This window comes from Synechococcus sp. Nb3U1, from assembly GCF_021533835.1.
Classification (GTDB): domain Bacteria; phylum Cyanobacteriota; class Cyanobacteriia; order Thermostichales; family Thermostichaceae; genus Thermostichus.
In genome coordinates this window covers 1,248,320-1,275,116 of record NZ_JAKFYQ010000001.1, presented here as the reverse complement: position 1 = coordinate 1,275,116, position 26,797 = coordinate 1,248,320, and the positions used below count along the sequence as shown (strand labels likewise).

24 protein-coding genes and 1 pseudogene are annotated in these 26,797 nt (G+C 55.6%); 9 read left to right on the top strand and 16 right to left on the bottom strand.

Annotation, left to right across the window (positions count from 1 at the left end; all coding sequences use genetic code 11):
- Positions 1 to 82: 82 nt before the first annotated feature.
- On the top strand, positions 83 to 3,043 hold the full coding sequence (gene gcvP, locus L1047_RS05865; protein WP_235277939.1) for an aminomethyl-transferring glycine dehydrogenase: 2,961 nt from the start codon (positions 83 to 85) through the stop codon (positions 3,041 to 3,043).
- A 126-nt stretch (positions 3,044 to 3,169) separates the two neighbouring features.
- Here gcvP and L1047_RS05860 read toward each other — a convergent pair whose 3' ends face one another.
- The 8 genes from L1047_RS05860 to xseA all read right to left on the bottom strand — a co-directional run bounded on the left by L1047_RS05860 (position 3,170) and on the right by xseA (position 10,171).
- Complete coding sequence (locus L1047_RS05860; RefSeq protein ID WP_235277938.1) at positions 3,170 to 4,075, bottom strand: hypothetical protein; 906 nt, start codon at positions 4,073 to 4,075, stop codon at positions 3,170 to 3,172.
- 327 nt (positions 4,076 to 4,402) lie between these two features.
- Positions 4,403 to 5,803 carry an AtzE family amidohydrolase gene (locus L1047_RS05855; protein ID WP_235277937.1) on the bottom strand — a complete coding sequence of 467 codons (1,401 nt, stop codon included), beginning with the start codon at positions 5,801 to 5,803 and terminating at the stop codon, positions 4,403 to 4,405.
- Positions 5,800 to 6,012, bottom strand: coding sequence for a DUF4089 domain-containing protein (locus L1047_RS05850; RefSeq protein WP_235277936.1), 213 nt, complete (start codon positions 6,010 to 6,012; stop codon positions 5,800 to 5,802). The genes L1047_RS05855 and L1047_RS05850 overlap by 4 nt, the downstream gene beginning before the upstream one ends.
- Positions 6,013 to 6,138: 126 nt before the next feature.
- Entirely contained in the window at positions 6,139 to 6,750 is a 612-nt protein-coding gene (locus L1047_RS05845; RefSeq protein WP_235277935.1) for a hemerythrin domain-containing protein, read from the bottom strand.
- A 106-nt stretch (positions 6,751 to 6,856) separates the two neighbouring features.
- On the bottom strand, positions 6,857 to 7,516 hold the full coding sequence (gene msrA / locus L1047_RS05840; protein ID WP_235277934.1) for a peptide-methionine (S)-S-oxide reductase MsrA: 660 nt from the start codon (positions 7,514 to 7,516) through the stop codon (positions 6,857 to 6,859).
- 213 nt (positions 7,517 to 7,729) lie between these two features.
- Positions 7,730 to 8,599, bottom strand: a complete 870-nt coding sequence (folD, locus tag L1047_RS05835) for a bifunctional methylenetetrahydrofolate dehydrogenase/methenyltetrahydrofolate cyclohydrolase FolD (protein WP_235277933.1) — start codon at positions 8,597 to 8,599, stop codon at positions 7,730 to 7,732.
- Between the two features lie 85 nt (positions 8,600 to 8,684).
- Positions 8,685 to 8,927, bottom strand: a complete 243-nt coding sequence (xseB, locus tag L1047_RS05830; RefSeq protein ID WP_235277932.1) for an exodeoxyribonuclease VII small subunit — start codon at positions 8,925 to 8,927, stop codon at positions 8,685 to 8,687.
- Positions 8,924 to 10,171 (bottom strand): exodeoxyribonuclease VII large subunit, encoded by a 1,248-nt coding sequence (gene xseA, locus L1047_RS05825; protein WP_235277931.1) that lies wholly within the window; start codon positions 10,169 to 10,171, stop codon positions 8,924 to 8,926. Before xseA ends, xseB begins: the two co-directional genes overlap by 4 nt.
- Positions 10,172 to 10,381: 210 nt before the next feature.
- Here xseA and L1047_RS05820 point away from each other — a divergent pair, with 210 nt between their 5' ends.
- The 3 genes from L1047_RS05820 (at position 10,382) to L1047_RS05810 (ending at position 13,159) form a co-directional block, all read left to right on the top strand.
- Positions 10,382 to 11,527 (top strand): AI-2E family transporter, encoded by a 1,146-nt coding sequence (locus L1047_RS05820; RefSeq protein ID WP_235277930.1) that lies wholly within the window; start codon positions 10,382 to 10,384, stop codon positions 11,525 to 11,527.
- Positions 11,528 to 11,644: 117 nt separating this feature from the next.
- Positions 11,645 to 12,019, top strand: coding sequence for a DUF1257 domain-containing protein (locus tag L1047_RS05815; RefSeq protein WP_235277929.1), 375 nt, complete (start codon positions 11,645 to 11,647; stop codon positions 12,017 to 12,019).
- A gap of 24 nt (positions 12,020 to 12,043) precedes the next feature.
- Complete coding sequence (locus L1047_RS05810; protein ID WP_235277928.1) at positions 12,044 to 13,159, top strand: pentapeptide repeat-containing protein; 1,116 nt, start codon at positions 12,044 to 12,046, stop codon at positions 13,157 to 13,159.
- Positions 13,160 to 13,445: 286 nt separating this feature from the next.
- On the opposite strand, the gene pyk is transcribed toward L1047_RS05810, so the two are convergent.
- Complete coding sequence (pyk, locus tag L1047_RS05805; protein WP_235277927.1) at positions 13,446 to 15,272, bottom strand: pyruvate kinase; 1,827 nt, start codon at positions 15,270 to 15,272, stop codon at positions 13,446 to 13,448.
- 158 nt (positions 15,273 to 15,430) lie between these two features.
- On the opposite strand from pyk, the gene L1047_RS05800 reads away from it, so the two are divergent.
- Positions 15,431 to 15,673 (top strand): hypothetical protein, encoded by a 243-nt coding sequence (locus tag L1047_RS05800; RefSeq protein ID WP_235277926.1) that lies wholly within the window; start codon positions 15,431 to 15,433, stop codon positions 15,671 to 15,673.
- A 39-nt stretch (positions 15,674 to 15,712) separates the two neighbouring features.
- Here the strand turns inward: L1047_RS05800 and L1047_RS05795 are convergent, their stop codons facing one another.
- Both L1047_RS05795 and L1047_RS05790 read right to left on the bottom strand, forming a co-directional pair.
- Complete coding sequence (locus L1047_RS05795) at positions 15,713 to 17,512, bottom strand: NADPH-dependent assimilatory sulfite reductase hemoprotein subunit (protein ID WP_235277925.1); 1,800 nt, start codon at positions 17,510 to 17,512, stop codon at positions 15,713 to 15,715.
- Between the two features lie 128 nt (positions 17,513 to 17,640).
- Positions 17,641 to 19,635, bottom strand: a complete 1,995-nt coding sequence (locus L1047_RS05790; protein WP_235277924.1) for an ABC transporter ATP-binding protein/permease — start codon at positions 19,633 to 19,635, stop codon at positions 17,641 to 17,643.
- Between the two features lie 411 nt (positions 19,636 to 20,046).
- Between L1047_RS05790 and L1047_RS05785 the strand changes: the two genes are divergently transcribed.
- The 4 genes from L1047_RS05785 to L1047_RS05770 all read left to right on the top strand — a co-directional run bounded on the left by L1047_RS05785 (position 20,047) and on the right by L1047_RS05770 (position 21,710).
- Positions 20,047 to 20,652 carry a TetR/AcrR family transcriptional regulator gene (locus L1047_RS05785; RefSeq protein ID WP_235277923.1) on the top strand — a complete coding sequence of 202 codons (606 nt, stop codon included), beginning with the start codon at positions 20,047 to 20,049 and terminating at the stop codon, positions 20,650 to 20,652.
- A gap of 187 nt (positions 20,653 to 20,839) precedes the next feature.
- Positions 20,840 to 21,091, top strand: coding sequence for a DUF2834 domain-containing protein (locus L1047_RS05780; protein ID WP_328286059.1), 252 nt, complete (start codon positions 20,840 to 20,842; stop codon positions 21,089 to 21,091).
- Positions 21,092 to 21,139: 48 nt separating this feature from the next.
- Positions 21,140 to 21,295 carry a hypothetical protein gene (locus L1047_RS05775; RefSeq protein WP_235277922.1) on the top strand — a complete coding sequence of 52 codons (156 nt, stop codon included), beginning with the start codon at positions 21,140 to 21,142 and terminating at the stop codon, positions 21,293 to 21,295.
- Between the two features lie 133 nt (positions 21,296 to 21,428).
- Complete coding sequence (locus tag L1047_RS05770; protein WP_235277921.1) at positions 21,429 to 21,710, top strand: hypothetical protein; 282 nt, start codon at positions 21,429 to 21,431, stop codon at positions 21,708 to 21,710.
- A gap of 61 nt (positions 21,711 to 21,771) precedes the next feature.
- On the opposite strand, the gene L1047_RS05765 is transcribed toward L1047_RS05770, so the two are convergent.
- From L1047_RS05765 to L1047_RS05745, 5 genes and pseudogenes are all read right to left on the bottom strand, one after another.
- Entirely contained in the window at positions 21,772 to 23,169 is a 1,398-nt protein-coding gene (locus tag L1047_RS05765) for a lysophospholipid acyltransferase family protein (RefSeq protein WP_235277920.1), read from the bottom strand.
- A 61-nt stretch (positions 23,170 to 23,230) separates the two neighbouring features.
- The gene (locus tag L1047_RS05760; RefSeq protein ID WP_235277919.1) at positions 23,231 to 24,094 is read right to left on the bottom strand and encodes a nitrilase-related carbon-nitrogen hydrolase; all 864 of its coding nucleotides are present in this window, start codon (positions 24,092 to 24,094) and stop codon (positions 23,231 to 23,233) included.
- Between the two features lie 8 nt (positions 24,095 to 24,102).
- Positions 24,103 to 24,921, bottom strand: a complete 819-nt coding sequence (locus L1047_RS05755) for an ABC transporter permease (protein WP_235277918.1) — start codon at positions 24,919 to 24,921, stop codon at positions 24,103 to 24,105.
- Positions 24,922 to 25,076: 155 nt separating this feature from the next.
- Positions 25,077 to 26,255 (bottom strand): annotated as a pseudogene (gene ribB / locus L1047_RS05750) (3,4-dihydroxy-2-butanone-4-phosphate synthase); the annotation flags it as partial.
- 130 nt (positions 26,256 to 26,385) lie between these two features.
- On the bottom strand, positions 26,386 to 26,763 hold the full coding sequence (locus L1047_RS05745; RefSeq protein WP_235277917.1) for an ArsR/SmtB family transcription factor: 378 nt from the start codon (positions 26,761 to 26,763) through the stop codon (positions 26,386 to 26,388).
- Between the last annotated feature and the right edge of the window lie 34 nt (positions 26,764 to 26,797).

Sequence of the window (26,797 nt, the reverse complement as noted above, 5' to 3'; positions counted from 1 at the left end):
TCTGAATCCCTCCAGAAACAATTTTTAACAACTATGATCAGGAGACAGTTGTTGTCGCCGCATCTTCTTCTATCCTTGCATCATGTCTGACTCTGCTATTCTCCACCCGACTCAATTTGACTTTCCAAGCTGGGATGGATCTTCTGCACAGGGGATCCCGCAGTCCCTCCCTTCCCCCGACTTGGGGCTGCTTGAGCAGGCCGAACAATTTATCGGGCGGCACATTGGGCCGAACCGGCAGCAGATCGAGCAGATGTTGCAGGTGTTGGACTTAAGTTCCTTAACTGAGCTGGTCGAGAAGACGGTGCCAGCGGCGATTCGCAGTGCTCGGCCCTTAAAGCTGGGATCCCTGCGCACCGAGCAGCAGGTGTTGGCGGAGCTGAAGGGGATTGCTGCCCGAAATCAAGTATGGCGGTCGTTTTTGGGCATGGGCTACTCCAACTGTCTCACTCCGCCCGTGATTCAGCGCAACATCCTAGAAAACCCCGGCTGGTACACCCAATACACCCCCTATCAAGCGGAGATCGCCCAGGGACGCTTGGAAGCGCTGTTGAATTTTCAGACGATGGTGATCGACCTGACGGGGATGGAGATCGCCAATGCTTCCTTACTGGATGAGGGGACGGCGGCGGCAGAAGCCATGACTCTCAGCTACGGGCTAGCAGCAAAAGGCAGCCACATCTTCTGGGTGGAACAGGGTTGTCATCCGCAAACGTTGGCGGTGTTGCAGACGCGGGCCGAGCCCTTGGGGATCCAGATTCGTGTTGCAGATCCGGGGGAGTTCCAGTTGGAGGGCGAGAGTTTTGGCCTGTTGTTGCAGTACCCCACCACCTACGGGGAGATTTGTGACTATCGGGAGCTGGTGGAGCAGGCTCATCAGCAGGGGATCCTGGTGACGGTGGCTGCCGATCTGCTCAGCCTTACCCTACTCAAACCCCCAGGGGAATGGGGGGCAGATATTGTGGTCGGCTCCACCCAACGGTTTGGGATCCCACTCGGGTACGGAGGGCCACATGCTGCCTACTTTGCCACCCGCGAGGCTCACAAACGCCTGCTACCGGGACGCTTGGTAGGTGTTTCTCAAGATGCCCAGGGCAACCCCGCCCTGCGCCTAGCTCTACAAACTCGTGAGCAACACATCCGCCGCGACAAAGCCACCAGCAATATTTGTACAGCCCAGGTGCTTCTGGCGGTGATGGCCTCGATGTACGCCGTCTATCACGGCCCCAAGGGATTACAGAAGATGGCTCTGAGGATCTATGGCCAAGCCCATGGGTTGGCGGCAGGTATCCGTGATTTGGGCTATGCAGTGGGGCCAGAGCACTTTTTCGATACCTTTTGGGTGAAAGGCCAATCCCCGGCCCAGATCCAGGAGATTCAAGCTCGGGCCACCCAAAAACGGATGAATCTGCGGCCAATCAACGAGCTAACGCTGGGGATCAGCCTGGATGAGGCCACCACGCCTGAGGATGTCTGGGATCTGTTCCAGATATTTGGGGGATCCAATCTCCCCTTGGAGGAACTTGAAGGCTGGGCTCACCCCTTGCCCGATCTGAGTCGGAGTTTGCCCCCCGGTTTGATGCGCACCAGTTCCTATCTCACCCATCCCGTTTTCAACAGCTACCACTCCGAGACGGAGCTGCTGCGCTATATCCACCGTCTGCAAAGCCGGGATCTCTCCCTGACCCACTCCATGATCCCGTTGGGTTCCTGCACCATGAAGCTGAACGCCACGGTGGAGATGCTCCCCGTCACTTGGCCGGAGTTTGCTCAGATTCATCCTTTTGCCCCCCTCGAGCAGACGCGCGGCTATCAAACGCTATTTGCCCAACTGGAACAGATGCTGGCGGAGATCACGGGTTTTGCTGGAGTTTCTTTGCAGCCCAATGCCGGATCCCAGGGGGAATACGCCGGTTTGCTGGCCATTCGCCATTATCACCAGGCCCGAGGGGAAGGCCATCGGCAAGTGTGCCTGATCCCCACCTCTGCCCACGGCACTAACCCAGCCAGCGCAGTGATGGCGGGAATGCAGGTGGTGAGCGTGGCTTGTGATGCAGCCGGCAACATCGATCTGGCGGATTTACGGGCCAAGGCGGAGCAACATCGGGAGCACCTGGCAGCCCTGATGATCACCTACCCTTCCACCCACGGGGTGTTTGAGGAAGGGATCCGTGACATTTGCCAGATTGTGCATGAAGCCGGGGGACAGGTGTACATGGATGGGGCCAATCTCAATGCCCAGGTGGGGGTGTGCCGTCCCGGCGAGTTGGGGGCGGATGTCTGCCACTTGAACCTGCACAAAACCTTCTGCATTCCCCATGGGGGGGGTGGGCCGGGGGTGGGGCCGATCGGGGTGGCGGCCCATTTGTTGCCCTATCTGCCCGGTCATCCCTTCTTGCCAGAATGCAGTGGCCCCGTCAGTGCCGCCCCTTGGGGCAGTGCCAGTATTTTGCCCATTTCTTGGGCCTACATTCGCCTGATGGGATCCGCCGGGCTTACCCTCGCAACCCAGGTGGCCATTTTGAATGCCAACTACATTGCCAAACGCTTGGATCCCTATTACCCGGTGCTTTACAAAGGCTCCCATGACTGGGTAGCTCATGAGTGCATCCTGGATTTGCGCCCCCTGAAGAAGAACGCGGGTATCGAGGTGGAGGATGTGGCCAAACGCTTGATGGACTATGGCTTTCATGCCCCGACCGTGTCTTGGCCCGTGGCGGGCACGATGATGGTGGAGCCGACTGAGAGTGAATCCTTGACGGAGTTGGATCGCTTTTGTGAGGCGATGATCGCCATTCGCCAGGAGATCGCCGCCATCGAACGGGGGGAAGCGGATCCCGTACACAACCCTCTCAAGCTGGCACCCCACACCGCTGAAGTAGTGACGGCGGATTCGTGGGATCGCCCCTATTCCCGTGCAGTTGGGGCTTATCCAGCCCCTTGGGTCAAAGCCAACAAATTTTGGCCTAGCGTCAGCCGCATTGACAATGCCTACGGGGATCGGAATTTGGTCTGTAGCTGTCAGCCTTGGTTGGAGGACTAGCTCCTCAACTGGGATCCCAATCCCTTCCCAACAAACAAAAAAGCTGTCCTGTGGGACAGCCCTTATTGTTGATTTGTTGATCTTAATTTTTAGAGATCTCCGAGGCAAAGCCCAGTTCAATCTTGTTTAGGCCGCTTGGAGTCTCGCCTGCTCGGAAAACTCCGAAATAAACTGATCGATCTCCCGCAAAATGCGCTCAGTTTCGGAAAGAGAAGCAGGCAAAGCTTCTAGTACTTGCTCGTCTGCTTCCATCGCCTGTTCTGCCTCTTGGAATGTAGTCATCGGCCCATCGCCAAGCAACAGTTCCAACTCATTGAGAGCCACCATGGCCAGTTGCTGTTCGGTGCGATATAGCTTGCCCTTTAACGCCTGTACCTCCTCTTCCTGAGCGTGCAGATTGGCTTCTGCTCGTTCGGCACGGGTGGTGGCCAGTTGCGCAGTTTGCTGGGCTTCTTCCCGTTGCACTTTCAGGAGGGCGATCTCCTGTTCGGCTTGGGCCAGCCGCTCTTGCAGGCTGTAAATCTGTTGATCCCGGTCTCCTAGAGCCCCCTCCAGCTGACGATTTTGAGCTTCCATCTCTTGACGAGCGAGGCTAACCTGGGTCAGTTGTTCTCTCAACTCTGCCATTTCATCTTCTAAGTGGCTCAACTGACTCAACCGTTCCAAAACTTGAGCATTTTCTACTTCCAGTTTTTCGATCAGGGCTTGAGCGCTCATGAGTTCCGTTTTGGTAGCATCTAGCTCACTACAGACTTGGTCGTAGTTGGTGATCAATTCACCAATTCGGGTTTCCTTAACGTGTAATTCTTCCCGCAACGAGTTAAGCCAGCGGTCGCTTTGCTCCATGCGTTGTTGCAAAACAGGTAGCTGCGTCAGCGCTTGCTGAGCCGTATTGAAATAGCTGAACAGTCCTTTGACGCGACGCTGTAGGTTGCTGTGGGATTGATCCAACTTGTCGAAGGCTTCGTTCAGGGAGAGATAGGCCTCGCACAGTCTCATGTAGCGGCGGGCCACAGAAGCAGAATGATCCATAGATAGAGTCCGGATTGGGGGGTGCCGTGTCTATTTTATGTCGTTCATTCTATCGGCCCGACTTCAAAAAGGGGACATCGGATACAACAATTCTGGACTTAATTTACTTTTAATATGAAGGGTAGGATCTTACCTGTGTACAGAGTGTTGTCTGCCCTGTCCCGAGAGGATTGAGCCTTTCACCCATTCTCATCTAAATCCGTACAAAAGGCCGCCAGCTTACAGCCATAATCCCCTAGAAAACTGTACATATAGTGTTCGGCATGAGAAGAAATTCGACAAAGACACAAGATACAGAAAAAGTCTTTTGTCGGGAGCTCTTCTCATCTAAACGGGTTGAGCGTTGGGGATCCCGAGCGATTCCAAGTAGGCTGCCACCCTCAGTAGCTTGGCTTCTTGATGGGGAGCGGCTACCAACTGCACCCCAAAGGGCAGGGATCCCGTCTCCCGTAGCGGTACAGAAAGTACGGGCAAACCAATAAACGACAGCGGCTGAGTGTACAGACCCAGATTGGGCCGAGTCAGCACCTCCACCCCATCGATCACCATCTTCTCCTGGCCGATTAAGGGGGCGGGGCAGGGGGTGGTGGGGGCGATGAACAGATCGATCTCCTGAAAAAGGGTCATTACCTGCTGGCGATACCAACTACGGAACCGCTGCGCCTGCAGGATCCAATCCGCCGGCAACAGGGCCCCAGCCAAAAAGCGATCCCGAGTGGCGGGGTCAAAGTCTTGGGGACGGCTTCTCAGGTTGTGCAGGTGTAGGTTGGCCCCTTCGACAGCCGTGATTAAATAGGCGGCAGCACGGGCGCGATGGGCCTCCGGGATCCGCACCCTGCGAGTTATCCCAAGCGCTTGGGCGATCTTTTCCACCCCGGCAAAAATTTGCAGCTCAGCGCCACGGGCAAAGTAATCATCCGCCACGGCAATGCGCAAGCCTTCGATCCCCTGCCCCAGTTGTGGAACAGTGGGCTCCACGGGGCGTTGGGCACAAACCGGATCGTTGGGATCCGGCCCTTGCATGACATCGAAGCTGAGGGCAATATCCGCCACCGTGCGAGCAAAGGGGCCCACATGGTCAAAACTGCCGGCAAACAGAGCTACCCCCGCCCGTGACAGACGACCATAGGTGGGCTTGAGGCCGTAGATGCCACACAACGAAGCCGGGACGCGAATCGAGCCGTTGGTATCGCTGCCCAAAGACAGAGGCACCAACCCCCCCGCCACCGCTGCTGCCGACCCGCCAGAGGAGCCGCCTGCTATCCGTTGTAAATCGTGAGGGTTATGGGTCGGGCCGTAGTGGCTGTTTTCAGTGACGAACCCATAAGCGTACTCGTCCATGTTCAGGGCACCCACCAAGACCGCCCCTGCCTGCTTGAGACGGGCCACCACCGTCGCATCTGTTGGGGCGGGAGGATTTTCCTGGTTGATCACAGAGCCAGCCAAGGTGGTGAGGCCGGCCACATTAAACAGGTTCTTAACGGCAAAGGGCACCCCCGCCAACGGACCTACCGGGATCCCTTTTGCCACCTGTTGATCCAACTTTTCCGCCGCTTCTAGGGCAGAGTCCTTGAGCACCTCCGTGAAGGAATTGAAGTCTCCATCCCTTTGCTGGATCCGCTCCAGGCTAGCCGCCACCACCGACTGGGCGCTGATGTCTCCCTGGCGCACAGCAGTAGCAATGGAGACCGCGTCGGCACTGCCGAGAAGACGGGGATCCAACGTCATGGTAAGAACTCCGTCCCGCTGACGCAAAGGGGGTCAAAAGTGGGTGCAGGTTCAACCGTTTGGGGCAAAGGGAACTCCAACACCAACTTGGCAATGGGCAGGATGCGGGCAAAATTTTCAATCACCCCTGGACGGTGATCAGGGTGGAGGGGGAGTTGCAGCGCTTTGGCCACTGAGTCAACATATACTTCTGGATCCAAACCTTCCATCTGCCCAAGCCTCAGTAGGGGCTAGTCGGAACACAACCGTAGATACAAAAAACCGGCTCGTGAAAGTCAGCATGAACTTAACAGAGGTGATATCAAAAGACAAGCCTGCAGCCGAGCTCGCCTGGGTTAAGGAGTGACAAGCTGCACCGTATTCTCCCGCAACGGCCAAAACTGCTCATTGGGCAACACAGGGCGGGTCACCGCTTGCCGTTCCAACTCCTCTAGGCTAGGGCGACGGTTCTGGGTTGCCGAGGAAGAGGAGGAGAGGGTAGCCTGCAGACGCCGATGAAAAAGGCGCAGTTGCTGTTGCTCAGCTTCGGCGGAGACACAACGGGCCAACAGGGGATGCAGAACATGTTCTTCCTGCTGGAACTGATCGCGTAGCTGATGATAAAACCGGAGTGCCACAGCGGGATCCAGTTGCTGCGGAGAACGCTCCGCCTGATGCAAAAAGTGGGTCAGCTCCGGTAGCAGATCCCGCAACTGCTGCTCCTGACGATTGAGCTGAGCATGCAGGCTGGGATCCCCATTCAGGGACGACCGCAGCAAGGGATGAAGAGCATGGCGTTCCAGTTGAATGTGACGAGACAGGCGTTGCCGCAACCTTTGGGCCGCAGTTCGCTTCTGGCCAAGCTCCCAATCCGTTGCCTGAGATAGCCGGGTTAAGAGTTGCAAGATAACCCGATGTTGCTCAGCGCAAAGGGTGGCCAAAGGGCGGGTGGAGGCTGCAGAAGACATAGCGCTCATCACTTAAACCATTCACTTCATCACACAATCATATGTTTATGAAGAAAATATGACTTGCGTGAGGGTACGGGAAAGGGAAAGGCACTCTGGATACCCTTTACATCGACTCCGCCAGCACCTCTGGCAAACAGACCTTAGTACCTCCCAAACCGCAGTAACCACCAGGGTTTTTGGCCAAGTACTGCTGATGATAATCCTCGGCGTAGTAAAACTCAGGCGCATCTAGAATTTCTGTGGTGATCTTGCCGTAACCCTGTGCTTGAAGAGCCTCTTGATAGATCTCCCGAGTTTTTTCTGCCCATTCCCGCTGAGCCTGAGAATAAACATAGATGCCAGATCGGTACTGGGTGCCAACATCATTGCCTTGACGCATCCCTTGAGTTGGGTCGTGGTTTTCCCAAAACACCCTCAGCAACTGCCCGTAGCTGACTTGAGTCGGGTCGTAAATCACACGCACCACCTCGTTGTGCCCTGTCAGACCACTACACACTTCCCGATAGGTGGGGTTGGGAGTGAATCCAGCGGCGTAACCCACGGAAGTACTAAACACTCCGGGCACTTGCCAAAACTTGCGCTCAGCCCCCCAGAAGCAACCCATGCCAAACAAGGCCTGCTCCATCCCCTCTGGAAAGGGCGGTTGCAGCGGATTGCCGTTCACGAAGTGCCGATTGAGGATCGACATGGCCTCAGCACGTCCAGGCAGGGCATCACGTTCTGTGGGCAAGGAGGACTTTTTGCCAAATCCGAAGAGCGCCATGGGGACAATCCGATAAGTTTGTTCAACATTTGTTGCCACCAGTATAACTTTTGGAGCTTTGAAGCGAAGAGTGCTCCTGAGTTAGGAAGGGATCCAAAACCTGGCCTGGACTATCAGGTGCTCTAGGATGCTCAAGGTTGGAAAGGGAAGCGGATCCCAAAGGAGGACTTACTGGCAGGATGCACAGCAGAAATCACATCTGTCATCGGCGTGTTATCGGCAATTCCGCAGTCGGTAACTCTCAAGGGTGTTGTGCAACAGCATTGTCACCGTCATCGGCCCCACACCTCCCGGCACAGGGGTAATGGCTGCTGCTACCTCTTTCACCTCTTCGTAGCAGACATCGCCCACCAATTGGCTGGATCCTTCGGGGGTTAGGGTGCGGTTGATGCCCACATCGATCACCACTGCCCCTGGCTTGACCATGTCGGCAGACAGCAAACGGGGTTTGCCCACCGCCACTACCACAATGTCGGCACGACGGGTCACATCAGCTAAATCTGGAGTGCGAGAATGAGCCACGGTAACCGTGGCATCGGCAGCCAACAACATCAAGCTCAAGGGTTTGCCTACCAAAATGCTGCGCCCTACCACCACGGCCTTTTGGCCGGCAATCGGGATCCCTTCGGCCTGCAACAGGCGCATCACCCCCAGAGGTGTACAGCTTTGCAAGCCCGGCTCCCCGCGCACTAGCCGCCCCAAGTTCGTCGGGTGCAACCCATCCACATCCTTGTCAGGGTCGATGGCCAATAGGGGTGGGATCGGATCCCAGCCGGGGGGTAGAGGTAACTGAACCAAGAGCCCGTCGATGCGCTCATCCTGGTTCAGCCGGAGAATGGTGTCGAGCAACTGAGCAGGGGGTGTCTCCACAGGAAAATGCTGGCCAAAAGAGGCCATACCCACCCGCTCGCAGGCCCGCTCCTTTCCCCGTACATAAACAGCACTGGCAGGATCCCCCCCGACACGCAACACTGCCAATCCCGGCGGACGACCCACCTGAGGGATCCAGGCTTGTACCTGCTCTGCCATCTCGGCTTGCAGGCGAGCCGCTAGGGCCTTGCCATCCAGGATCTTCGCGGACATATTCGAGCCAGCCTCTCAGGATAAAGACAAAACCAGTGAATCAGACGGAAAGGGGGGAAGTCGCCAAGATCAAGGGCAGGGATCCCTAAAACTCCTCCAGCTCCTCTGCTTGATCCACTTGCTCTAGTTGCTCAATGATGATTTCCACCTGTTGGCGCTTTTGCTGGAGGAAGGCTTCACAGGTTTTCAGAGTTTGGGCGGCCTGCTGAAAGCGCTCCACCACTTCCGCCAGATCCAACTCCCCCGACTCAATCTGATCGATCAGGGTTTCCACTTCGGCAATCGCAACTTCATAACGCCAGGGATCCCCACCTTGACGCTGTTTCATGCTTCCTCCTCCACTTGTACCCGCAGGCTTCCCAAGGCCAGTTGTATCACCAAGCGGGTCTGGGGTGGCAGATGATGGGTGCGGATCAGGGATCCCTGTTCATCCCGTACCAGAGCATAGCCTCGTCTGAGCACGGCTTCCGGGTCAAGGGCTTGCAGGTGATCCCGCAGAGCCTGTTGCTGCTGGTGCTGCTGGTGGAGATGATGCCGTAAGGATTGGATCAGGCGTTGGCGCTGTTGGATCAGGCGGTCTTGGGCAGCTTGGAGCAACCGGTCTGGATGGACTAGGGCCAGATGCTGCTGGGTGTGGTTGAGGTGCTGCTGAGCCCTATGGAGCACTTGGCTGATGCGGTTGATTAAGGTTTGCCGTAGCTGGGATCCCTGGTGTTGCAATTCCCCCAGATCCGGCACGATCCGCTCAGCAGCTGCGGTTGGGGTATGGGCAGCATAGTCGGCAGCATAGTCGGCTAGGGTTTCATCCCGCTGGTGCCCGATACCTGTGAGCACCGGGATCCGACATTCGGCGATCGCCCGCACCACCCGTTCATCGTTAAAACAGGCCAAATCTTCGCTTGCTCCCCCTCCCCGCGCCACCAAAAGCACCTCCGCCCGTCCATCCCGTTCTACCCGTTGAATAGCCTGCACAATCGACTCAGGAGCCGCATCTCCCTGAACTTGAGCCGGGGAAAACAGCACCCGTAGCCCTGGGTAGCGATGGTTGAGGGTACGTTGAATATCTCCCCAACCGGCGGCATTGGGCGAACTGACGATCCCAATGCACTGAGGGTGTGCGGGCAGAGGCCGTTGATTGTCGAATAGACCTTCGGCACTGAGGCGGGCTTTGAGTTGTTGGAATCGCAGCGCCAGAAGTCCTGCTCCGGCAGGTAATAATTGCCAAATAACAATGCGATAGGTGCTGCCACGGCTGTAGATGCCCACCTGACCGAGCACGATCACCTGCTGCCCCACTTCCGGCCAGAAGCTCAGCTTGGCGGTTTGACTCTGCCAGATCACCCCACTCAAGGCATCGCCTGTTTCTGGATCCGTCAGGGTAAGAAACAGATGCCCATTGCGGCTGCGATTGCAACTGGAGACTTCCCCCGTCACCCACAGGCGTATCAAGTAGGGATCCCCGCTCAACAAAGACTGTAGGTAGCCGGATACCCCGCCCACCGAAAGGAGAGGAGCTTCGTCGGTCAGATTGGCTAGGGCCAAGGCGGCTTCTAAAGGGATGGGATCGCGCATAGAGGCTCAAGAGGAGGTTGCCTGGAACCTTATCAAAATCCTTGCAACTACAGCCAAGGGTCAGCAGGGACAGTTTCTATCCCGATCCTTCTCAACTTCCCAAGAAAAGACAATACCTGGCCGTCCACAAAGGGATCCCTTCCTGGAGGCTATCCCCTGTTCCGGCACGAATATGCGACGATAGGGCGAACAGAGGTGTTGGGTTGAGCCGTGACATTCGCCCAGTGGTTGGGGTTGGGGGCATTGCTAGGGTTGCTGGTTCTGCTCTGGCAGATCCGGCAGATTGTCTTGTTGGTGTTCGGGGCAATCGTGTTGGCGGTGGCGCTGGATACTCTGGCCCAGATCCCACAACGCTATGGCTTTCGGCGGGGCCCCTCGATCGCCATCACCGGCCTGACGGTTTTGGTGGGGACAATCTTGGTGGGATTGATTGTGGTGCCCCCCTTGGCGGATCAGTTGGGGCGGCTGTTTACCGATGTGGTTCCGGATGGGATCTTCCAGGCGCAACGGTTGATTGAGACCTTCATCCTTTCTTTGCCGACGGATATCGAGCTACCAACGTTGCGGGAATTGGCCAATAGCTTGGTACCTCAGGCCACGGAGCTGGTGCGGCAGGCGCGAGACTTTTTCTCGCAGTCGTTTACCGCCTTTTTTGCCACCTTGCTGAATCTGCTGTTTGTAATCATCCTCACCCTTTTGCTGCTGGTGAATCCCCAGGCCTACAATCGCGCCTTTGTCTCGGTGTTCCCGGCTTTTTATCGGCCCCGCATTCGCTATATCTTGAAGCGCTGTGAGTTGGCTTTGCGGGGTTGGCTACTGGGGATCATGCTCACCAGCACATTGGTGATGTTGCTGAGTGGAATCGGACTGTGGATTTTGGGGGTACCCCTGATCCTGGCCAATGCGGTGCTGGCGGGGGTGTTTAACTTTATCCCCAATATCGGTCCCACTCTGAGTGTGTTTGCTCCCATGCTGGTGGCCTTGACGGATGCCCCTTGGAAGTCCTTGGCGGTGCTAGGGCTGTACATCCTGATCCAACAGTTGGAAAGCAGCGTCTTCACGCCGATCGTCATGTCGCGGCAGGTCTCCCTTTTGCCTGCCCTAACCTTGGTGGCCCAAATTACCTCGGCCTTTTTCTTCGGGGTGCTGGGCCTGTTTTTGGCGGTGCCTTTGGCAGCGATTGTGCAGGTGTGGATCCAGGAGGTACTGATTCGGGATGTGCTGGATCCCTGGCAGGGATCCCGGACGCGAGCCTTGTTAATGCTAGACAGTGGCCTAGATGGGTCGGATAGCCTGCAAGCCCCAGAAGAAAGTCATCCTGATCTCCAGCCGGGAAGTTCAGCGCAGGAGGTATGAGCGCTGTGCAGCCGGGGATCCGTTTTTGTGACGCTCCTTAAACTTTTCTCTCTACCCGCAAGAGCGCTTTTATAGTGAGGATCCTGTACCCATCTTGATGAGCAGCATTGCTGAATCATGTCTCATTTCACCACCCTTCAAGTGCAGATTAAAGATGCGGAGTTACTCGCCGAAACCCTACAAGAGCTGGGCTATCGGGTGGAGCGGAATGCCAGTTTGCGGGGCTATCTGTGGAATCGCACCCGCGCCGACTTTGTGATTCGTCAGAAAAATGGCTATGACCTAGGCTTCCGACGTAACGGCGATCACTACGAATTGGTGGCGGATCTGTGGGGAGCCAAAATCGATCAACAGGCTTTTCTGGAACCGATTCTGCAGCGCTATGCCCACAAAAGTTTGTTGCGCTCGGCTCGACAACAGGGCTATGCCATCGAGGCGGAAGAACGATTGGAAGATGGCACCATCCGGGTGGTGGTAGGGCGTTGGGTCTAGACCAGAAGACATCAGGATCCGCTCATGACAGGTAACCCCCAGCCAGCTGTTGGCATCAGCCAGGGATCCCGGCCAACCTCTTGGGATCTGGTGTTGGGGGGGCAACGATCGGTCGGGAGTGCTCCTAGCCATGCTCTGGTTTTAGGGGGGATTGAAGGCGTACAACGGCGACTGACCCATGCTGACGAAGCCGTGCGCTTGGCCACTTTGCCCCAGTTGCTCAACTACGGGCCGGCGGGCCTAACCCATTTGATCGAGGCTTTGGCCAGCAACAGCTCTTGGGCGGTACGCTTGGCGGCTTGGCGCTTATTGTCTCAATTGCAGCAACCGGAAGCTCAGGCAGCCTGTCGCACTTACAGCCCATTTCGTCCGGTGGGGGGATCCCAAGGGGTGATCGTGGCCTACCGGCGTGGAGAACGGAATTTTTCCTATGCGGATCTAGAAAATGCCGATCTCCAGGAAGCCCGCCTGGGGGGGATAAATCTGCTGGAGGCCAACCTGCGGGGATCCCATTTGCGCTTTTGTAACTTCAGCGGCGCCAAACTGCAGCAAACCGATTTTCGCCAGGCAGATTTGCAACGGGTCAAACTGAGTGGGGCGGATCTGAAAGGGGCGGATCTGCGGGGAGCCGATTTGCGGGGGGTAAAGGTGAGCGGCACCAGCCTGCGGGGATCCCAACTTTCCGAAGAAACCCTCCTAGAAGAGCGGCTGCGCCACATCTGGCATTTACAAAACTACGGAGGCCAGGGGCAAGATCTCTCCGGTCAAGACTTGAGCAAAGCGGATTTGCGGGATTTGGTGCTCTGCCAAATCAAGTTGCGGGATTCTGACCTCAATGGAGCCGATCTACGGGGATCCAACCTGGAAGGGGCCGATTTGCGGGGGGCCTACCTACACCGCGCCGATTTGCGGGGGGCCAATCTACAAAATGCCGACTTGGAGGGGGCCGATCTCACCGGCACAGAACTGCGCCACGCTCAGTTTCAGGGGGCCAATCTGCGGCGGGCGGATATCAGCCGGGCCAATCTAGACCAGGCCAACCTGGAGGGATCCCTGATTGAGGGGCTGAAACACAGCGCCACTCTGATCACAGGAGTAATTTTTCCCGACGGCACACCCCTCAAACCCTGGTGGTGGTGAGTCTCAAGCAAGGGATAGGCTCACCCCAGCGTTTTTGCTTCTCCTCGAATTGCTTCTGCAAATTCTTTGTCAGGCGCCCTTGGCTCTGGAGAAAATCCAGATGCCCTTTGTGGCTGACCAGCCAGCGCTGCCGAACCTGAGAGCGCTCCTGAGCTGCCATAGCTCAGCACTCCAACAACTTTGCCATCCAAGCGAGCAGCAAAAGCCAATGGGAAGTAGACTACCGAGCTTGATAAATAAAAATAATTGATAAATAAAATAAAAAAATAAAAAGAAGGGCAGGTTCCTAGAACCCCAAGCCATCTGCACCAGAGGTGACCACCCCTTTTTCTGCATCCAAGGTGACAATTGCCCCATCCCGGATTAGGCGAGTGGCATTCTTCACCCCCACCAACACCGGCACCCCCAACCGCGAGCCAATCACCGCCGCATGGGAGGAGGAGCCTTCTTCTTCGGTGATCACCCCGGCTGCCTGTTTAATCGCCTCCACATAACTGGCATCAGTAGATTGAGCCACCAAAATATCGCCGGCACTGAGCTTATTGGAATCGAGGCTAGACTTAACGATGCGAGCCGGGCCGCTAACCATGCCTTTGCCAAAGCCTTTGCCTTGAGCCACCACAGATTTCACCACATCCACCTTGATCAGATCGGTAGATCCGGCTACCCCCGGCAAGGTACCCGCACTCAGCACCACTAAGTCCCCATCATTGAGCAAGCCATCTTCCTGGGCCAGGCTGATGGCGGTTTGAAAAGTCTGGCGAGTGGTGGCCAAATCCATCACCAGCAGCGGGCGTACCCCCCAAACCAACTGCATGCGCCGTGCCACTTCTACGTGCGGGGTTATGGCCAGGATTGGGGTGCGTGGACGAAATTTGGAGACATTCCGGGCTGTAGCCCCGGTTTTGGTCAGGGTCATAATGGCGACAGCATCCAACTCGCGGGCGATCTCACCTACAGCCCGACTAATGGAGTCAGGGATCAGGCTTTGTCGGGTCGGAACATTGCCATTGCGCTGGCCCAATTCCTGTAGGGTGAGGGAGCGAATTTGCTGGCGCCGTTCTGTGTAGGTCGGGCCGAAGTAATCCTGCTCGGTGCGGACGGCAATACGGGCCATGGTGGCGACAGCTTCGACAGGATATTTGCCCACTGCGGTCTCATTGGAGAGCATGACGGCATCGGTGCCATCCAAAATGGCGTTGGCCACATCAGAAATTTCGGCACGGGTGGGGCGAGGGCTATGGGCCATGCTGTCGAGCATTTGGGTGGCGGTGATTACCGGGATCCCCAAACAGTTGGAGAGGGCGATCATCCGCTTTTGCAAAATCGGCACATCTTCGGCGGGCAGCTCCACACCCAGATCCCCACGGGCCACCATGACCCCATCACTGAGAGCCAAGATCTCCGCTAGTTGTTCGATGGCTTCGTGTTTCTCGATCTTGACGATGATCGGGATCCGTTTGCCAACGGCTGTCATCAGTTCCCGCAGTTCTAAAACATCGGAAGGCTCCCGCACAAAGCTGAGGGCCACCCAATCTACCCCTTGATTGAGGCCAAAGTAGAGGTCTTCTTTGTCTTTCTGGGTGACGGCACGGATGCTGAGGCGCACACCCGGGAAATTGACCCCCTTGTTATTGGAGAGGGTACCGCCGACGATGGTGCGACAAAACAGTTCACCTGCTTCGGGATCCACCGCCTCCACCCGCATTTCCACCCGGCCATCATCCAGGAGAATGGTTGCCCCCTCTGGTACCTCCTGGGCCAATTTGTCATAGGTGACCCAGCTGCGTTCCTGGGATCCGGCAATCGGTTGGCTGGTCAGTACAAAGGGATCCCCTGCTTTGAGGGCAATCGGGCCTTCGGCAAACTTACCCAAGCGAATTTTGGGGCCTTGGAGGTCTTGTAAAATGGCGACTTGAATGCCCAAGTCCATCGAGGTTTGGCGGATCAGGCGAATGCTGCGGCGGTGCAGCTCATGCTCCCCATGGGAAAAGTTAAGGCGAAGAGTCGTAGCCCCCTGTAAGATCATCTCCCGCAAAATGATGGGATCCAAGCTGGCGGGGCCGATAGTGGCGACAATCTTGGTGCGCCGAAAGGATTCGCTCAGATGCATATCAATGTTTCCAAGGGAGAGCAACCCGGATTATCCCCCCACACAGGGATCCCCTTGATACGATAACCCGTTGTGCCCTTTTTCAGCCCTCGCTTTTTTCGGAATTCCGAGAGAGAGAAGATGGGAGAATAGGGAAAGCCCAAGCCCGGAGTTGAGCGATGCCGTTAGCCTCTGAATATGCCTTTCCCTTCGAGCATCATCAAAAGTTCTCGCTCGATAACCCCACCATCTCCAGCCCCGGGGTTTCTAAACGGGAATACGTAGCCAGCATGGTGTTACAGGGTATCGTCAGCAATCCCCAAACCCCCATTGGCGATTTGCCCCCCGAGCAGCGACAAGTCTTGGCCTATACCGCGGTGTTATTGGCCGATGATCTGTTGGCGGCTCTCGGTGCTCAGTAGAGGGATTGACAGTGGGCCGCTAGGGCGGGGAGTGAGTTTTCAAATAGTCTGTTGGATTTGTTGAATCTGTGCCCGCAAATAGGGGATTCCCACCCGGTGGCAATAGTCCCCGAAGGCTTCCTGGGGGTGTCGTTCTTGTTTGTAGAGCCGCAACAGGGATCCCATCAGGGGCACAATCCGGTCGAGGTGAACCCGTTCTTGAAACACCTGAGCCAAGCGATCCCCCTCGGGGCTAGCCCCCAACCACACTTGGTAATGTTCTGGCGTGGATCCCACCAGTCCCAACTCCGCCAGATAGGGGCGGGCACAGCCATTGGGGCAGCCGGTCATGCGCACCAAAAAGGGAGAATCCTGCAGATCTAGGTCGTGTAACAGCTGATCCAGTTGGCGAACTAAACCCGGCAAAGCCCGTTCCGACTCGGTAATGGCTAGGCCACAGGTGGGCAAAGCGGGACAGGCCATCGCCAGACGCACCAACTGGGGAATTTCTTCTTTGGAGAGCACCCCATGGGATTTGAGGATCTGGTTAATCGGATCCCGTTGGTGGTCTTCGATTTCTGTGAGCAGTACATCCTGGGTCGGGGTCACCCGCAGGGGCAAGGCAAAGGCTTCCGTGATCCGGCGCAGCGCTGTTTTCAGTTGCCGAGTTGGGCTGTCTTGGATACGGCCATTCTCGATGGAAAGGCCCAGAAACCACCGGCCATCCCCCTGTTCGTGCCAGCCCAGGTAATCGTCGCTGTTGGGGGCAAATTTGGGCAAGGGTCGGGAACGTTGCAGTTTTTCCCCGACATACTCTTCTACCACCCGGCGAAACTTGCGGATCCCCCACTTCCTGACCAGATATTTCAGGCGCGCCTGCTTGCGATCGCCGCGGTTGCCGTGATCCCGCTGCACCGCCAAAATCGCTTGACAAATTTGATAGACCGATTCTGGTGGGGCGAAACAGAGCTTTTGGGCCAGGAGCGGCTCGGTTTCTGCTTTGCCGTGGGTACGGCCCATGCCCCCGCCGACAACGATATTGAAGCCCTTGAGGTGTCCTTTGCGGTCGGTGAGGACGATGAGGCCCAAATCTTGAGAATAGACATCCACCGTGTTTTCCCCCGCCACGGCGATGGCGGCCTTAAACTTGCGTGGCAGGTATACAGGGCCATACAGAGGCTCGGGGCCCTCCAGGCGCACCCCATGGCCGACAAACTCCTGCGCCGCCAGCACCTCCTCATCCACCGGTGGGATCGGGATCGCTTCGCCATCTACCCAAATGTCGTAGTAGGCGGAGGTTTTTGGGGCTAGCAAATCCGCCAGCTTGCGGGCGTAGTCTTGGGCGTATCGGTAAGCGGGGCGATTCTTATAGGGGGCGACCGGAGCCATGACGTTGCGGTTCACATCCCCACAAGCGGCCAGGGTGGATCCCATCTGGTGCAGGATGCTGGCCAGGGTGGCTTTGAGGTCTTTCTTCAGGATCCCGTGAAGCTGAAAAGTCTGCCGCGTCGTGGCTCGCAGGGTGCCGTTGCCGTACTGATCCGCCAGCCGATCCAAGGTCAGATAAAGTTGCGGGGGCACATGTCCGCCCGGGATCCGGGTGCGCAACATCATCGAGTAGGCCCGTTCCAACCCCTCCTGCCGCCGCTGCTGGCGGACATCCCGGTCATCTTGCTGGTAGGTGCCGTGAAATTTGAGCACCTGAATAGCGGCCTCGGAAAAATGGGTGGTGTCCTGGGCTAGCTCCTCCAGCAGAGGATCCCGCAAAAAATGGCTGTCTTCCTTGATCTGTTCAACTTTGGAACGCTGTGCCAAGGGCACGCCAGCGCGAGTGGCTTCGGATGCGGCAACGGGGCTCATGTATTTATCCTCCGGTAATCCGGTCGGAATACCTGTGAAAATAAGCTATCACCTTGACCAAGCCCCGTCCAGTTAGGGTTAGAGACGCAACATCTTGTTAAAGAGCATCCAGAAAACTGTTAGAGTTCTTAACTGGCCATTGCCAAGTGAGTGCTGTACTCTTTTGCCGACCACAACCGCCAGGCGGAACCTCCCTGTAGCTCCAAAACCATGTCGTGGTAAGCCAACAGACTGGGGCGATGCCCGACGCTGATGTAGGTGGTGTTTAAGTGTTGTAGTTGTAGATAGAGAAGTTTTTCATTGGGCACATCCAAGGCACTGGTGGCTTCATCCAGAATGGCGTAGCGGGGTTGGGTGATCAAAATGCGGGCAAAGGCCAAGCGCTGTTGTTCGCCTAACGAGAGAGTGTTGGCCCAGTCCTTCTCAGCATCAAACCCGTCCAACCGTTCCGGTAACCCGCCCAAATTCACCTGGTTGAGCACCCGGATCAGATCATCATCCGTCACATCCTTGCGTCGCATCGGGTAGAGGAGCTGATCCCGCAGGGATCCCAGCAGCATATAGGGCTTTTGGGGCAAGAAAAGCATCTCTTCCGTATCCGGTCTGGCGATGGATCCCTTGCCATTCGTCCACAACCCGGCGATGGCCCGCAGCAGAGAGCTTTTCCCGGTGCCACTTACCCCAACGATCAGCAGCCGTTGCCCAGACTCCAGAGCAAAAGAGAGATCCCGCACCAAGGTCTGTTCGGAATTGGGGGTGAGCAAGGTAACGTTATTGAGCGCCAGTTGATGGGCGATACGGGTTTGGATGTTGCTCTCCCGGTCACTGGTGTAGCGGGAAGCCGGATCCCCAAGCGACTCGTGAAAAGCACCTAGACGGTTAATCCCGGCGGCGAAGCTGGAAATGCTCTGAATCTGGTTGGCCACAATCGACAGAGCGCTCAAAACTTGGCTAAAGGCGATGGTGGCCTGGGTAATGGTGCCAAAGTCTCGCACGCCGCTGAAGTAAAGGGGGGCCACGATCACATACGGCACAATGCGGGTGAAATAGTTGTAGGCGTATTGAAAGATATCGATAACAGCCTGCCAAATGATCAACAAATTGAAATTGCGCAGCGCCGAGCCAAATCGCTCCAGAATCTGCCGTAGCTCTTGGTCTTCCCCCTGATAAAAAGCGATGGATTCCGCATTGTCGCGCACATGCACCAAGCTATAGCGGAAGTTAGCTTCGTAACGCAGTTGATCAAAGTTAATCTTAATCAGTTTGCGACCGGCCAAAATGGCAATCCCTGTGCCGACGGTGGCGTAGATCACCAACCCCAGCGCCAAAGGCCGAGAAATGCCATAAAGAATGCCTGTGAAGGCATAGAGGGTCAGAATCGAGTCGAGAATATCCAACAGAAACGAAAGGGTCGTGCCCGTAAAAGAGCGAACATCCTCCGACATGCGCTGGTCAGGGTTATCAATCTCGGTGTTGGCGGCGTTGGAATCTAGCTCGTAATAAGCTCGCTGTTCGAAGTAGCGATCCAGAAAATATTGGGTCAGCCACTCTCGCCAGAATAGACCCAATTTGAGGCGGGTATATCGGTAGATCACCAAAATCGGAATCGCTGAAATAATCAAGACCCCATAAATAATTAAAAATTGCCAGAAAGTAGGCTCTTCTTTTTGTTGGAGAGCTGTGTCGATAAACCGAAAGATGAAGCTGATCATCACATTCAAGCGGTTCACCGTCAGCGATAAAAACAGCAAAAAGGTGAGTAGCACCCATTGCAACCAACGCTGATGGATCCGTCGCCATACCGCCACAAAGCAAAGGCTGCTCAGTGCCAAGCTCACTGCCGCTACCCACAGAATCGGCGAGGTCAGATTTCTTTCCGTCTGGGCCACCAGCCCTGCTGCCACATTGGTAAAAAACTCCGGGAACAAAACCTGGCCTGCCAAGGTCACCCCAATCTCGACAAAAAACATCAAAGCGACCACGAACACCATGGCCACTGCCAGCAAACCCAAGAAGATCCAGCCGCCGTGCCGCACCACCGGATAGAAGTAGGGCTGTGCCACCGTGATAAAGCGGTTCCAAAGTCTGCGGTCGAAGTTAAATTGCGAGGTTTGGGATTCCATCTTTGCTGTGGTTCGAGAGGGGAGGTTACATCGCCATCTCCCAGGCTAGCAGGACAGGGATCCCTCGCTGTGTTCAAAGGGAGCGGATAAGAAGGCAAAATTGCTTCAGAACGATCCCCTAGTTCCATCCCTCTTTGCAGAATGCGCTGGCAGAAGTAGGGATCCAGATCTTCCCAAGGCACGAAGCTCACCCCACCTGCTGACGCGAAGTGGGGATGTCGGATGCGAACCTAGGAAAATCGGATGGCAATAACCCTCCTAATTCTGACCAAGGTGTGTTGATGACACCGACCCAGTATCTGCGCAAACGACGATCAATCCTAAAAATGTTGGGATCCCCTCTTGACATAACGATCGTTCAGCCTAAAACTAAGATTATCGAACGTTCGTTATCCAGCTGATGCTCCAGCAATGCCCAAGATCATCGACCACGACCAATACCGCAAAGAGCTGTTGCTCAAGGCCTTTGACCTGTTTGCAGAGCGGGGCTATGGATCCCTGACGATGCGGCAGTTGGCTCAAGGGTTGGGGGTCTCAACGGGTACGCTCTACCACTATTTTCAGAGCAAAGAGGATTTGTTTTTGAAGTTGATGGCAGAACTAGCCCAACAAGACTTTCGGGAAGTGGAGATGACGATGGCTGCAGCGGGAGAGACTCTGGAGGAGCGGGTTGAGGCTATTTTTCGTTGGGTGGAAAGTCGGGAAGAGCTTTTTCTAAAGCAGGTCTTGCTGAGCATTAGTTTTTATCAAGAGCAACACAATTCACAGGAGCTGGTGAACGGTAGTCAGCTTCTATCTACTCTCAATGAGGGATACCGTAACCTGAGCAAGCAGTATTTGGGAATTGAGGATCCCGATCTGATCCAGATGCTCGATGCTTTGCTGGGTGGGCTGGTGCTCAGTCGTGTCTTCTGCTTGGAAAAGGTATCTTTTCAAAGACAAGGCCAATTGTTGGGCAAAATGCTACGGGCCTACGTTGAGAGACATTGTCGAGATCGGGCATCACAATTGAACTGATAGGAGAGGAGGAATCTGATGGTGATTGAAGGCCAAAAGCCGTCTTGGCAAGTCTGGCCCCCTTTATTGGAGTGGTCGGCGGTGGGAGGGATTGCCCTGAGTGTAGGGATCCTTCATTCCGAATCTTTTTATAACGAACATTCGGTAGCGAGAAATACCACTTCGGTAGCAGTGACGACGGCTACCTCTGGAGCGAGGACTGGATATCGAGGGATTTTGGGAACTGCTGTTTCAAAATCCGATCTCCAGCTTTCTTGCCATGGATGTGCTGGTATCCTCGCTAGGGTTGTGGATCTTGATCTACACGGAGGGATCCCGTTTGGGGATGAAACGGTTGTGGGTATACGTGCTGAGTAACCTTTTGGTTGGTGTATCGCTAGCATTGCCGCTATTTTTATGGACACAAGAAGGGTATTTGCAACCGGAACAGGAGGCTTAATCGATGTCGAGATGTTGGCTTGCTTTCTTACAGAGTTGTCTGCCAGGAATGATAGCCCACATTCAAAAACGCTATCTGGATTTAGTCAGCGAAGTGGAGCAATGGGGTATTTATGACCCCTATGTCGGCGAGGCATTGCTATATTTGGTAGTGATCATTCCGTTGGGCTATCTGGCAGAAAGAATCCCATTTGGAGAAGTATGACAAGTCGTTAAACAAGCCTGGAAAAACTTTAAACACCCTCAGACAAAACAGAAAAATAACCTGTCAGGTATTGAACTGAATCAATAGTGAATAATCAGTGAATTTCCAGTACCTTTCACCAAGGGGATCCCTGATGTCCGTTGAACCGATAGTGAAGCAGGCGCTCCAGCAGGGGCTCCTCTCTAGCGAACAGCTCAGCCACCTGTTGCATCTAGCGGAGAATGAGCCTCTGAGCATGTACGAACTGGATTTGATCGATCACTTTTTGGAGGCTTTGCGGTTAGGGCGGCTTGTGATTCAGCGCAGCACCCCCCAACCTCCGGTTTCCTTTCTGAAGGAGACCCATTCTAGGGTGGAGTGTTCAACGGGTTTTTCTCGACTAGGCCAACCGATGCGGATCCCGCTTTGTTTCTGATTGATTTCTGAAGGGTACATCGGGCCTGTAAATCTATAACTTTGAGGAGAAGGCTTAGCTGCTACTGGATCATCTGTTCTAAAGCTAGTCGGAGATCCTCTGTGAGCTGAGCCACGGCTTGCTTGGCTTCTTGCCGCCCTTTTTGATAGGTTGTCCACCGCTCAGTTATTGAAATGGGATCCCCAACCGTAAAATGAGCTGCGCGCCAACCCAAGCGGGGTCGGGCCGGATAGGCTTCTCCTTTGAGGCGAGCCAGCACATCAAACACTATTAGAGCGGTTTCTGCCAATCGTTCGAACGAGGGTTTTTCCAGGAGATATTCTTCCCGTAGAGCTACACAACTCTCCACTAGGCGCATATGCTGCATGTACAGGGAAGCTTGCTGGGCGTTCCAGTCGAGTAAACCCCGGCTTAGGGCTGACAAAGAGCGGGGATCCCGTAATTCTTCTCGGTAAATCTGTATCCAAGCGGCTTCTTCGATGCGGCGGCAACGGCCATTCACATCTCCCTGTGAGGATAGGCCGAAATGGTGTTCAGCGGTCTTCAAGGCTTGCTGGAGAACTCGTTCTAGGCGGGTGTTGAGGGGTAGGTCATGCACTTGGGCTGGGGGTTGGTGATGCACCTGGGCATAAAACGCTTCCATCTGGGTCAGTACTTGATGACCGAGGCGACAGATGCGCTGGGCATAGCGGGTGTTGCGGTTCTTGGCGGAGCCGGGATCCACAGAGGATACTGTGAGTCCGCTCACCTTCTCCAGATGTTGCAAAAGGCGCTCCAGTTTTTCCCAAGAGGGATGGGTGTAGTGGTAGCGAATGCCTATCGGCAGGATAATCACCGTTTCTGAGCGGCTCGCCTTGGCCAGATCTTCCGCACACCAAAAACACAGTTGAGCCGTTCCCGGTTCTAGAGGGTTAATCCGCTCGCTGTGGCCATTGGTGGCCCCTTCCGGTGCAATCACAAAGGGGAACTGCCCCTCCATGAGCAGATGACGGGCTGCATTTAAAGCCAGCCGATCCACCCGTCGCCCCCGATGTACCGGGATCCCACCCAAGCGGGAGAGCAACCACCCCAGCCACCTACCTCCCCAGAGGGGCATCCCCCGATCGTAGAGAAAGTGGACGTGCATGGGAAGTTGGAGCGGGATCCCTTGGCGATGGGCCACTTGGGGCAACAAACGGGAGAAAAAATACAAGCCCGTTAGGGGATCATCCACCTCCACGTGCCGAAAGGCCAGGATCAGCCGGATCCTGCCAGTCTGAAATTGGTGATACAACTCTGCTAGAGTTTCTGCGCCCGTAGCCTCCACTTTTGAAATTCCAGAGGGGAGCCATCGCCGTACCCGTACCCGCATCAGCAAGGGCAGGATCCCATGTACCAGCCGCAGTACCCAAGGGCTGTAGGACTGGGGGATAAAGTCTAGGGGGGGATGCGCAAAATGAGGGGGGGGCAACGGAAACAAGGCTCTTGCAAGATTCAGAAGAGGATCGACGGCATTCACCTTCATAAAGCTGAAGACAGATTTAGGGTTTGAGCAAATCGCCATACAAATCCGGACGCCGGTCCCGGTAAAACTGCCATAGCTCCCGCACTTGGCGCACCTGATCCAAATCCAAATCCGCCACCACCAGTTGGTCTTGATCTCGGGATCCCTTGACCAAAATTTGTCCCCGTGGGTCAGCAAAATAGCTCTGGCCATAAAACTCTCCGATGCGCCAGGGATCCTCCCAGCCCACTCGGTTACTGGCTGCCACAAAGTAGCCATTGGCCGCTGCATGAGCAGGTTGCTCTAAAAACCACAGGTATTCCGAAAGACCCGCCACCGTTGCCGAAGGATTGAACACCACTTCTGCCCCATTTAGACCCAAAGCCCTGGCCCCTTCTGGGAAATGCCGGTCATAGCAAATGTACACCCCCACTTTGGCAAAGGCAGTCTGGAACACCGGGTAACCCAAATTGCCGGGGCGGAAGAAAAACTTTTCCCAAAACCCTTGCACCTGGGGCAGATGGGTCTTGCGGTACTTGCCCAAATACCGACCATCCGCATCGATCACCACCGCTGTGTTGTAGTAGAGGCCAGGCATCTCCTCCTCAAAAAGCGGCGCCACCAGCACCATGCCGTATCGGCGGGCTAGCTCCTGCATCAGTTGGGTGGTGGGGCCAGCTGGTACCAGCTCGGTCAACTGAAACCATTCTGGGCTTTGGCTAGGACAAAAATAGGGGCCGTAAAACAACTCCTGCAAGCAGAGAATTTTTACCCCCTGCTCTGCCGCCTGCGCAATCAAGGGCAGATGTTTATCGATCATCGCCTGTTTCAGTTGCATCACGGAGCGGGCCACCCCATCTCGGGGAAGAGACAGTTGGATCAGTCCAGCTTTAACCTGCATGGAGGCGGTCAATCCTGTTGGTGAGAAAATTGGTAGGCTCCTACAAAAGCCAGGATCACCGCCAAGCCAGCCAAGACCGCCACAGTGTACCAGGGAAACTGGGAAAGAGGCTGATAGGCCGCCGCCCGCATCCCCACACTAGCGTAGGAGAGGGGCAAGCTATAAACCAACACCTGCATAAAACCGGGCAATTGGCTGGGATCAAAAAAGGTTGCTCCCAAAAAGGACATCGGGGTAATCAAGAAATTGGTGAGCACCCCAACACTCTCTAGGCTCGGCACCTTCAACCCGGCGATCACGCCAATCCCGGCAAAGACAGCACAGTTTAAGAGCAAAATCAAGAGTGCCAGCGGATTTAGCAACCCCCAAGCCCCTGTACCCAGCACCCCAATCACCAAGACCCCCAAAGCGGTGATCAGGCCCCGGGCAATCCCCGCCATCACTTTGCCCAGGTGCAACGAGAGGGGGTGTACCGGCAGCAGCAACAATTCCTCAAAGCTCTTGGTGAACAGACGTGCCCCACAAATGGAGAAGGTCGTACCCGCAAAGCTAATGGTCATAGCCGACAAAGCCACCATCCCCGGTAAGATAAAGCGCAGATAAGAACCCGCCCCGCTAGATCCTGCCACTGAGGACAACCCCCCCGCCCCCAGGGATCCCCCTAAACCGACACCAAAGGCGAAAATATAGATCAAAGGTGCCACCAGGCCAGAAGCCAGCACTTGCCAAACTCGCCCGCGCAAATCCAGCCAATCTCGCCAAAAGACCGTCAGACTATCCGCCCAAATTTGCTGATAGCTCCAGGACAGGGCTGCAGTACGAGTCACAACAGAGGCTCCCAAAACAGTAGCTGATCGATGGCCGATCAGTTCACAAGTGAAGTGCTGTTAAGAATTATCACACAAGCTTGACTGAGGGTGTCTAAGGGCATTGCTTCTTTCCCGCCGACAGGTTGTGCAGGTTACTGCTCGAGCCGACTGGGATCTGGCTTCTCCACCCGCAAAGGGACTCGTTCGGCGACTTCTAGGCCAAAGCCATTCAAACCACTGATATGGCGGGGGGTATTGGTGATCAGGCGCATTTTGCGTACCCCCACTTCCCGTAGGATCTGCGCCCCGATGCCGTAATCCCGCAAATCTATGGCTGGGGGCGACAAGGACTCTGTCCCGTTGATGCGTTCGCCCATGGCGAGGGCAACCGATCCTGCTAACCCCAGGTCTTGCAGGGCATAGGTCTGGATCTGCTGAATGGGGGTGATCCCCTGCACTTGCTGGCGTAGGTAAACCACTACCCCTTTGCCTTGGTCATCGATCATCTTCAGAGCCGCCGTCAATTGGCGACGACAGTCACAACGCAGGGATCCCAGAGCATCCCCCAGCGGACATTCCACATGCACCCGCACCAACACAGGCTCTGCGGCAAATTGGGTCGGATCTCCTTTAACGAGGGCCAAATGTTCCACCTGATTGAGGGTGTCCCGGTAGCCAATCACTTGAAACTGCCCGAATGCTGTGGGAAGAGCAGCCGTGGCCGCTCGATACACCAACTGCTCATTGTGCAGGCGATATTCGATCAGATGGGCAATGGTGATGATCTTAAGGTTGTGCTGGCGAGCATAATCGATCAACTGGGGCAATCGCGCCATCGATCCATCCGGGTTTTGAATTTCACAGATCACCCCTGCCGGATACAATCCCGCCAAAATCGACAGATCCACTGCTGCTTCGGTATGTCCAGCTCGCTTCAGTACCCCCCCCTCCCGAGCCCGCAAGGGAAAGACATGCCCCGGTCGGCGTAGGTCTTGCGGTCGTGTATTGGGATTGATGGCTGCTTGGATGGTGCGTGAGCGGTCGGTAGCAGAAATACCTGTGGAGACCCCTGCCTCTGATCCAGCATCGATGCTGACGGTGAAAGCGGTTTGGTTGCTATCGGTATTTTGCCCCACCATGAGAGGGATATTCAGCTCATCCAAGCGGGATCCCTGCATGGCCAGACAAATTAACCCCCGCGCATGAGTGGCCATAAAGTTGATCGCCTGGGGAGTAGCAAACTGGGCCGCACAGATCAGATCCCCCTCGTTTTCCCGATTTTCGTCATCGACCACAATGATCATCCGACCAGACTTGAGGTCTTCAAGGGCTTCAGGGATCGAGTGGAAGATCAGGTCTGCTTCTAGTTGGGGAATAGCGCTCATGCAAAAAACAAGGAACTGGCCCGATTGGCCTCAGGCAATGACTCCATGCTAGAGCAAAGCGGACGACAGATCAGGGCTGGTAGTCAGGGATCCCGGCCTAAAAAGAATCATCTGGTCGAGAGTTGACCTCCGGCCCTCTACCTACAGCTAGCGGCTCTAGCTGGCGGGCTTGCTGTTGGAGCCGCTCAATCAACTGATTGCACACCACCTCGCATAGCTCAAAACAGGCGGGATCCACAATCTGGTAATAGACACTCACCCCTTTCGGTTGGCGGCTGACGATGCCCGCTTGCGCCAAAATCTTCAGATGTTTAGAAACATTGGCTTGACCCATGCCCGTGACCTCCAGGATCTCCGTCACATTTTTAGGGCCAGAACGCAGCTCACACAAAATCTGCAGCCGACTGGGCTCCGAGAGTACCTTGAAATATTCCGCCACGCTGCTCAGTACTTCTGGGGTTAGGGCTGGGGCCATGGGAGGATCCCTCTACTTCTACTTTGACTTGATT

Bases quoted from the DNA above. Each gene is read 5' to 3' on its own strand.
- L1047_RS05785 (WP_235277923.1), top strand. From the start codon at position 20,047: ATGCCCAAGATCATCGACCACGACCAATACCGCAAAGAGCTGTTGCTC.
- L1047_RS05790 (WP_235277924.1), bottom strand. From the start codon at position 19,635: ATGGAATCCCAAACCTCGCAATTTAACTTCGACCGCAGACTTTGGAAC.
- L1047_RS05800 (WP_235277926.1), top strand. From the start codon at position 15,431: ATGCCGTTAGCCTCTGAATATGCCTTTCCCTTCGAGCATCATCAAAAG.
- msrA (WP_235277934.1), bottom strand. From the start codon at position 7,516: ATGGCGCTCTTCGGATTTGGCAAAAAGTCCTCCTTGCCCACAGAACGT.
- L1047_RS05745 (WP_235277917.1), bottom strand. From the start codon at position 26,763: ATGGCCCCAGCCCTAACCCCAGAAGTACTGAGCAGCGTGGCGGAATAT.
- L1047_RS05760 (WP_235277919.1), bottom strand. From the start codon at position 24,094: ATGCAGGTTAAAGCTGGACTGATCCAACTGTCTCTTCCCCGAGATGGG.
- L1047_RS05850 (WP_235277936.1), bottom strand. From the start codon at position 6,012: ATGGAAGGTTTGGATCCAGAAGTATATGTTGACTCAGTGGCCAAAGCG.
- L1047_RS05860 (WP_235277938.1), bottom strand. From the start codon at position 4,075: ATGGATCATTCTGCTTCTGTGGCCCGCCGCTACATGAGACTGTGCGAG.
- L1047_RS05845 (WP_235277935.1), bottom strand. From the start codon at position 6,750: ATGTCTTCTGCAGCCTCCACCCGCCCTTTGGCCACCCTTTGCGCTGAG.
- L1047_RS05855 (WP_235277937.1), bottom strand. From the start codon at position 5,803: ATGACGTTGGATCCCCGTCTTCTCGGCAGTGCCGACGCGGTCTCCATT.
- pyk (WP_235277927.1), bottom strand. From the start codon at position 15,272: ATGCATCTGAGCGAATCCTTTCGGCGCACCAAGATTGTCGCCACTATC.
- xseB (WP_235277932.1), bottom strand. From the start codon at position 8,927: ATGAAACAGCGTCAAGGTGGGGATCCCTGGCGTTATGAAGTTGCGATT.
- L1047_RS05770 (WP_235277921.1), top strand. From the start codon at position 21,429: ATGTCCGTTGAACCGATAGTGAAGCAGGCGCTCCAGCAGGGGCTCCTC.
- gcvP (WP_235277939.1), top strand. From the start codon at position 83: ATGTCTGACTCTGCTATTCTCCACCCGACTCAATTTGACTTTCCAAGC.
- xseA (WP_235277931.1), bottom strand. From the start codon at position 10,171: ATGCGCGATCCCATCCCTTTAGAAGCCGCCTTGGCCCTAGCCAATCTG.
- L1047_RS05815 (WP_235277929.1), top strand. From the start codon at position 11,645: ATGTCTCATTTCACCACCCTTCAAGTGCAGATTAAAGATGCGGAGTTA.
- folD (WP_235277933.1), bottom strand. From the start codon at position 8,599: ATGTCCGCGAAGATCCTGGATGGCAAGGCCCTAGCGGCTCGCCTGCAA.
- L1047_RS05795 (WP_235277925.1), bottom strand. From the start codon at position 17,512: ATGAGCCCCGTTGCCGCATCCGAAGCCACTCGCGCTGGCGTGCCCTTG.
- L1047_RS05775 (WP_235277922.1), top strand. From the start codon at position 21,140: ATGATAGCCCACATTCAAAAACGCTATCTGGATTTAGTCAGCGAAGTG.
- L1047_RS05810 (WP_235277928.1), top strand. From the start codon at position 12,044: ATGACAGGTAACCCCCAGCCAGCTGTTGGCATCAGCCAGGGATCCCGG.